Genomic DNA, 7462 nt, shown 5'->3' on the forward strand with positions numbered 1-7462 from the left:
GGCGGCGCGCGCACGGCCGGCCTGCGCCTGGCCGAGAACGTGTCTGAATACCTGTCCGAGGAAAGCGGCATGCTGGCAAGCCGCCCCGCGCTGGAGCAATGGCGCCTGGACCTGGCCGAACTGAATGCCCGCGCCGACGCGCTGGCCCGCTCGGCCGCCGCGCTGCAAACCCGTCTGGCATCCGCCAGCGCAAAGCGGGGCGCCTGATACATGTTTCCCTTGCTGCGCCTCTTTCGCATCATTCTGGTTTCGCTGCGCTATGGCCTGGATGAGCTGGTGCTCTCCAGCCTGAACCATCCGCTGGCTACCTGCCTTTTGCGCGTCATCCGTCTGGGCACGCGTCCGCGCAAGCCGCGCGGATTGCGGCTGCGCCTGGCGCTGGAATCGCTGGGTCCGATCTTCGTGAAATTCGGGCAGGTGCTGTCCACCCGGCGCGACCTGATTCCCGCCGACATCGCCGATGAGCTGGCCTTGCTGCAGGACCGCGTGCCGCCGTTCCCTTCGGCGCAGGCGGCCGCCTGCATCGAAACCGCGCTGGGCGCGCCGCCCGAGAAGCTGTTCGCCCAGTTCGAAGTGGACCCGGTGGCCTCGGCCTCGATCGCCCAGGTGCACTTCGCGGTGCTGCACGACGGCCGCGAGGTCGCGGTCAAGGTGCTGCGCCCGGGCATGCTCAGCATCATCGAGAAAGACCTGTCGCTGTTGAAAGTGGTGGCCCGCATCATCGAGCGCCTGGGCGCCGACGGCCGGCGGCTGAAGCCGCGCGAAGTGGTGGCGGAGTTCGACAAGTACTTGCACGACGAGCTGGACCTGGTGCGCGAAGCCTCCAATTGCAGCCAGCTGCGCCGCAACTTCGGCCCCGAGTCGGGCCGCGGCGACATGCTGATCGTGCCCGAGGTGATCTGGGAATACACGGCATCCACCGTGTTCACCATGCAGCGCATGTACGGCATGCCGGTGGGCCAGGTGGAGCGCATGCGCCAGGCCGGCATCGACATTCCGACACTGGCGCGCACCGGCGTGGAGATCTTCTTCACGCAGGTCTTCACCGACGGCTTCTTCCACGCCGATATGCACCCCGGCAACATCTACGTGTCGGACCGCCCGGACACGCTGGGCAGCTACATCGCCCTGGACTTCGGCATCGTCGGCTCGCTGTCCGAGTTCGACAAGAATTACCTGGCGCAGAACTTCCTGGCCTTCTTCCACCGCGACTACCGCCGTGTGGCGCAGCTGCACATCGAGTCGGGCTGGGTGCCGCCCGATACGCGCGAAGAAGAGCTGGAGGGCGCCGTGCGCGCCGTCTGCGAACCTTACTTTGACCGGCCGTTGTCGGAGATATCGCTGGGGCAGGTGCTGCTGCGATTGTTCCAGACCTCGCGCCGGTTCAATGTGGAGATCCAGCCGCAGCTGGTCCTGTTGCAGAAGACCTTGCTGAACGTCGAGGGATTGGGCCGCCAGCTCGATCCCAACCTGGATCTCTGGAAGACCGCCAAGCCCTATCTGGAACGCTGGATGCGTCAGCGTGTCGGATTCAAGGGGCTGCGGCAGAGCCTGGAAAAAGAAGCCGCGCAGTGGTCGCAAATGCTGCCCGCTTTGCCCAGGCTGGTCCATGACCACCTGAGCCGTCCGAATGTCTCGCCTGCCTTGCTGGCCGAGATGATCCAGTTGCGGCGGGCGCAGGAACAGAACAACCGGCTGGTTGCAGCGCTGGTTGGGGTGGCGGCAGTCGCCATCGGGGTCGCGTTATGGGCCTTGACCCGATAGGCGGCGCGATGATCTAGACGACATCTGTCATGTTTCATTCATGAAACGGTCATCATAGCTTCGCGGTACACGGCGAAAAATAGCGCTGCGGTGGATGAATGCAGCGCCCTCGCCGGCAAGGCGCGCCATTCATTAATTTCCAAATCTATAGCCCCACTAGCGGGACGAATACAAGGGCAGACCATGCTTTATCCTGAACTCTTCAAGACCATGGAAGCTGTGCGCTGGAACATGGCGCATGACATTCCCTGGGGGGATTTCGATCGCAGCAAGCTCTCGGACGAGCAGGCCCACACGATCAAGATGAACGCCATCACGGAATGGGCAGCCTTGCCGGCCACCGAAATGTTCCTGCGCGACAATCGCGGCGACAGCGATTTCTGCGCGTTCATGTCGGTGTGGTTCTTTGAAGAGCAGAAGCATTCGCTGGTGCTGATCGAATACCTGCGCCGTTTCTGCCCGGATCTGGTGCCCACCGAAGAAGAATTGCACAACGTGCGCTTCGAGTTCGACGCCGCGCCCGAACTTGAAACCCTGATGCTGCACTTCTGCGGCGAGATCCGCCTGAACCATTGGTACCGCCGTGCCGCAGAATGGCACACGGAGCCGGTCATCAAGGCCATCTACAAGACCGTGGCCCAGGACGAGGCTCGCCATGCTGGCGCCTACCTGCAATACATGCGCCGCGCCTTGCACGACCGCGGCCAGGACACCAGCGAGCAGGCCCGCCTGGCATTCTCCAAGATCGGCGTGCTGATGGCCTCCGCCGGCCGCACGCAGCAGGCCCTGCATCCGACCAACCTGCACGTCAACAAGGACCTGTTCCCCAACGACACGGTGCAGTCGCGCCTGCCGGAACCGGGCTGGCTGGAGCACTGGCTGGACACGCAGATCCGTTTCGACGGCGTGTGGGAGCAGAAGGTCGCCACCCGCATCCTGCACATCCTGTCCAAACTGATGGACCGCAGCTTCGAAACGGTGAAGGACCTGAACCGCTACCGCAAGGAAATGACGGCCCTGATCGTGCCGAAGGAAAAGCAGATCATCCTGGGCGGCGCCTGAGGCGGGGCGATACAATCGCCGCATGCCTGCCGCCCGTTTCGAATCCAAGGTCCTGTCCCGCGACGAATGCGTCGCCGCCGTCGCTGCCGGCCGCTTGCCGCGGCCGCTGGTGTTCACCAACGGCGTCTTCGACATCCTGCACCGGGGCCACGCGACCTACCTCGACCAGGCCGCCCAACTGGGCGCGACCCTGGTGGTGGCGGTCAACACCGACGAGTCGGTGCGCCGCCTGGGCAAGGGCGCCGAGCGTCCGCTGAACCGCATGGAAGACCGCGCCGCCTTGCTGGCCGCGCTGGGCTTCGTGACCGTGGTCACGTCCTTCCATGAAGACACGCCCGAGGCCCTGATCGGCCAGCTCAAGCCTGACCTGATCGTCAAGGGCGGCGACTACGACATGGAAAAGCTGCCCGAGACCGCCCTGGTCAAGTCCTGGGGCGGCCGTGCGGTGGCGATTCCGTTCGAGTTCGAGCGCTCGACCACGGCGCTCGTGAAGAAAATCCAGAACAAGTAACCACAGGACCCCGCAGCGGGGTCAGCGCGGTTGGCGCAGCAAGCGGTTGATCGCTTCCAGGTCCGTTTCGGCCAGGATGCCGCTGGTGGCCTTCAGGCGCAGGCTGGTGAGCACGGTGCTGTAGCGCGCCAGGGCCAGGTCGCGCTGGGTGGCGTAAAGCTGCTGCTGGGCGTTGAGCACGTCCAGGTTGATGCGCACGCCGACCTCATAGCCGGTGCGGTTGGCCTCGACCGCGGCGCGGCTGGATTTTTCGCCAGCCTCCAGCGCCTGAATACGGGCCAGCCCGCTGGTCACGCCGCTGTAGTACTGGCGGGCGGACTGGACGGCCTGGCGGCGCGCCGCCTCGTAGTCGTGGCGAGCCTTTTGCTCCAGCTGGACCTTTTCGGTCACTTGCGACGAGACGCCGCCGCCGGAGTACAGCGGAATCGAAAGCACCACCCCGATCGTGCTGTCGATGGGCTTGCCCGGGGCGGCGTTGCGCATGACGGCGTCGCTGGCGCTGCCGCTGCTGGCGCGCAGGTTCAGGGTGGGGTAATGGCCGCTCTTGGCGATCTGGATCTCGCGGCCGGCGATGCGGGTCAAGAGCTGCGCGCGCAGCACGTCCAGGCTGGAGGCCTCGGCCTGGTTGCTCCAGTCGGCCACGCGGGCCGGCTGCGGCGCCGGCAGTTGCACGCCGTAGGGCAATTCTGCCAGCGCGCCCGGCGCGGTACCTATGATCTTGGCCAGCTCGTCGCGGCGCACGTCCAGGTCGTTCTGCAGGCGCAGTTCCTGCGCCACCACCAGGTCGTAGCGCGACTGCGCCTCGTAGGTGTCGGTGATGGTGGCGTTGCCGAGTTCAAAGTTGCGCTTGGCGGACTCCAGCTGCCCGGCCACGGCGGCCTTTTCGGCTTCGGTGGCGGTCAGCGCGTCCTGGGCATAGAGCACGTTGAAATAGGCGTCGGCCACGCGCAGCAGCAGGTCCTGGTAGGCCTGCTGCAGCTGCACTTCGACATCGGCGACGATCAGCTTGGATTGTTCGAAGTTTTGCCAGCGGCCCCAGTCGAACAGGGGCTGGGTCAGGGACAGGTCCCAGACGCCGCGGCCGCCGCTGTAGGCCACGCCCAGGCCGCGGGTGCTGCGGGTTTCCTGGTAGGCGCCGCCCGCCTCGGCGGAGATCAGGGGCAGGAGCAGGGAGCGGGCCTGGGGTTCTTTTTCCAGGCCGGCGCGGTAATTAGCGCGCGCGGCGGCGTAGATCGGGTCATTGCCCAGCGCCGATTGCCAGATCTGGATCAGGTTCTGCGCGCGGACAAGCGATGGGCCGACGCTTGCGGCGCAGGTAAAAACCAGTAAAGCCGTTAGCAATCGGACACGCATGATGATCAACGATACGCCGGGTCGCCCGGGGCGCCGCTGCCCTGTCAGAGGGGCAGGCGCCCGGCTGCGGGGTTGGGGATCAGAACTTGAATTGCGAGACCGCGACGCCGCGCAGCGGCTTGATGACGGTTTCGAACAGATTCACGGTTTCGAAGCTGGCCGCAGTGGTGCGGGTGATGCGACAGGCGGTCATGACGGGGGCCTGGCCCACGATCACGACCAGGCGGCCGCCCACGCGCAGCTGGTACTTCAGCGCGTCGGGGACGGTCGGCACGGAACCCGTGACGAGGATGGCGTCATATTCGGTGGAGCCCCAGCCGTTGCGGGCGTCGCCGGTTTCGACCTTGACGTTGGTGACGTTGTTCATCTGCAGGTTCTGCTGCGCGAACGTCACCAGGCGGCTGTCGATCTCGACCGAGGTGACCTGTTGGGCCAGGTAGCCCAGCAGCGCGGCCTGGTAGCCCGAGCCGGTGCCGATTTCCAGCACGCAGTCGGCCTTGGTCAGCAGCAGTTCTTGCGCCAGGCGGGCTTCCACCTTGGGCGCCAGCATATTCTGGCGGGTGTTGACCGCGTTGATCTCAAGCGGCAGTTCCAGGTCGGAAAACGCCAGCGCGCGCAGGGCCGGCGGAACGAATTGTTCGCGGCGCACATCGAACAGCGCTTGCAGCACGTTGGCGTCCAGCACGTCCCAGGGGCGGATCTGCTGTTCCACCATGTTGAAGCGGGCTTGTTCTACGTCGGGCAGGGTCGAAGCGTTCATGACGGTCAGAAAAAACAGAGGAATCAACAGACCATTGTACCGATTCGTAGCGTCCTGTGACGCCGCGCCCCGCCGACAGATGTTTCAGGCGCTGCCCGCGCCTACCACCAGGCGTGGAAGTGGTGCACGGGGCCGTGGCCGGAACCCACCGACAGGCGCTCGGCGTGGCGGATGGCTTCCGTCAGATAGGCCTTGGCGCGGCGCGCGGCCTCCGGCACGTCCCCGGTTTGCGGCAGCAGCGCGGCCAGCGCCGCCGACAGGGTGCAGCCGGTGCCGTGGGTGTTGACGGTTTCAATGCGGTGGCCGGGCAATTCGATCATGCGGTCGCCGTCGTGCAGCAGGTCGATGGTCTCGTTGCCGGGCAGGTGGCCGCCCTTGACCAGCACCCAGCGTTCGCCCGAGTGCGCCAGCTTGTTGCGCAGGCGTTCGGCCACGCGCCGCATTTCCTTGACGGTTTCCACCGGGCGCTCTTCCAGCAGCACACCGGCCTCGGGCAGGTTGGGCGTCAGCAAGGTGGACTGGGGCAGCAAGGCCTCGCGCATGGCGCCCACGGCGTCGCGCTCCAGCAGCAGGTCGCCGCTCTTGGCCACCATGACCGGGTCCAGCACCACGTGGGCCGGGGCCCATTTGGCGAGCTTTTCGGCCACCACCTGGATCACCGGCTGCTGGCCCAGCATGCCGATCTTGACCGCGTCGATGCGCACGTCCGCGAACAGGGTGTCGATCTGCTGGCCGACGAAAGCGGGCGGGACGGCGGAAATGCCGGTGACGCCCTGGGTGTTCTGCGCGGTCAGCGCGGCGATCACCGCGCAGCCGTAGGCGCCCAGCGCGCTCATGGCCTTGACGTCGGCCAGGATGCCGGCGCCGCCGGACGGGTCGACGCCGGCGATGGTCAGCGCGTTGGGGATGGGACGGCCGCTGGCGGCCTGCTGGCGGCTGCTCATTTGGGGGCGCCGGCGGTAATCAGCCCTTCGGTGGGCGAGCTGGGGGCGCCGCTGTACAGCTTCTTGGGCATGCGGCCGGCCAGGAAGGCCTCGCGGCCGGCTTCCACGCCCTTCTTCATGGCGCTGGCCATCAGGATGGGGTCGCGCGCGCCGGCGATGGCGGTGTTCATCAGGACGGCGTCGCAGCCCAGTTCCATGGCGATGGCCGCGTCCGAGGCGGTGCCCACGCCGGCGTCCACCACGATGGGCACGCGGGCCTGGTCGATGATGAGGCGCAGGTTCCAGGGGTTCAGGATGCCCATGCCCGAGCCGATCAGCGAGGCCAGCGGCATCACGGCCACTGCGCCCAGGTCTTCCAGTATGCGGCACTGGATGGGATCGTCGGTGCAATACACCATGACCTTGAAGCCCTCGTCCACCAGCGTCTTGGTGGCCTTCAGGGTTTCGGGCATGTTGGGGAACAGGGTCTGCGGGTCGCCCAGCACTTCCAGCTTCACCAGGTCATGGCCGTCCAGCAGTTCGCGCGCCAGGCGCAGCGTGCGCACGGCCTCGTCGGCGCTGTAGCAGCCGGCGGTATTGGGCAGCAGCGTGAACTTCGACGGCGGGACGTAGTCCAGCAGGTTCGGTTCGCCGGGGTTCTGGCCGATATTGGTGCGGCGGATGGCGACGGTGACGATTTCGGTGCCGCTGGCATCCAGCGCCGCGCGGGTCTGTTCAAAGTCCTTGTACTTGCCGGTGCCGACGAGCAGGCGCGACGAGTAGGCGCGGCCGGCGATGGTGAGAGTGTCTTGAGTGGTCATGGCGGAGGTTCAAAGGGCGGGTGCGCACGATGCGAGGCCCGCGGGGGCTGGCGATTCGTTGCTCGAATGATAAAGCACGACGTTGTACGGCAGATCCGTTCGGTGAAATGCGGCGTTCCACTATTTGCAGATTGCGGCATGCGCGGATGCGGATCAGCGCAGCCGGTCCAGGTCGGCGCAGATTGCCTCGGCGGCGTCGATCAGGCGCGGACCCGGGCGGTACAGGGCGTCGGCGTCGACGCCGTAAACGCGGCCCAGCCGCGCGGCG

At 66.4% G+C, this 7462-nt stretch carries 7 protein-coding genes and 2 pseudogenes; 4 read left to right on the forward strand and 5 right to left on the reverse strand.

Going from position 1 to position 7462, the window contains the following annotated elements:
* From VIR09_RS12475 to rfaE2, 4 genes and pseudogenes are all read left to right on the forward strand, one after another.
* Positions 1–207: pseudogene (locus VIR09_RS12475) on the forward strand (hypothetical protein); the annotation flags it as partial.
* Between the two features lie 3 nt (positions 208–210).
* Positions 211–1764 carry a ubiquinone biosynthesis regulatory protein kinase UbiB gene (gene ubiB / locus VIR09_RS12480; protein WP_013391254.1) on the forward strand — a complete coding sequence of 518 codons (1554 nt, stop codon included), beginning with the start codon at positions 211–213 and terminating at the stop codon, positions 1762–1764.
* Between the two features lie 183 nt (positions 1765–1947).
* Positions 1948–2826: a ferritin-like domain-containing protein gene (locus tag VIR09_RS12485; protein ID WP_332013157.1), complete on the forward strand. Its 879-nt coding sequence runs from the start codon at positions 1948–1950 to the stop codon at positions 2824–2826.
* Between the two features lie 22 nt (positions 2827–2848).
* Complete coding sequence (gene rfaE2 / locus VIR09_RS12490; protein WP_332013158.1) at positions 2849–3337, forward strand: D-glycero-beta-D-manno-heptose 1-phosphate adenylyltransferase; 489 nt, start codon at positions 2849–2851, stop codon at positions 3335–3337.
* A gap of 21 nt (positions 3338–3358) precedes the next feature.
* Here the strand turns inward: rfaE2 and VIR09_RS12495 are convergent, their stop codons facing one another.
* The 5 genes and pseudogenes from VIR09_RS12495 to VIR09_RS12515 form a co-directional block, all read right to left on the reverse strand.
* The gene (locus VIR09_RS12495; protein ID WP_332013159.1) at positions 3359–4690 is read right to left on the reverse strand and encodes a TolC family outer membrane protein; all 1332 of its coding nucleotides are present in this window, start codon (positions 4688–4690) and stop codon (positions 3359–3361) included.
* 79 nt (positions 4691–4769) lie between these two features.
* The gene (locus tag VIR09_RS12500; RefSeq protein WP_332013160.1) at positions 4770–5450 is read right to left on the reverse strand and encodes a protein-L-isoaspartate O-methyltransferase; all 681 of its coding nucleotides are present in this window, start codon (positions 5448–5450) and stop codon (positions 4770–4772) included.
* 101 nt (positions 5451–5551) lie between these two features.
* Entirely contained in the window at positions 5552–6394 is an 843-nt protein-coding gene (thiD, locus tag VIR09_RS12505; protein WP_332013161.1) for a bifunctional hydroxymethylpyrimidine kinase/phosphomethylpyrimidine kinase, read from the reverse strand.
* On the reverse strand, positions 6391–7194 hold the full coding sequence (locus VIR09_RS12510) for a thiazole synthase (protein WP_332013162.1): 804 nt from the start codon (positions 7192–7194) through the stop codon (positions 6391–6393). The genes thiD and VIR09_RS12510 overlap by 4 nt, the downstream gene beginning before the upstream one ends.
* 153 nt (positions 7195–7347) lie before the next feature.
* Positions 7348–7462 (reverse strand): annotated as a pseudogene (locus VIR09_RS12515) (cobalamin-binding protein); the annotation flags it as partial.

The organism is Achromobacter sp., from assembly GCF_036567245.1.
In the GTDB taxonomy this organism is placed as follows: Bacteria; Pseudomonadota; Gammaproteobacteria; order Burkholderiales; family Burkholderiaceae_B; genus Achromobacter.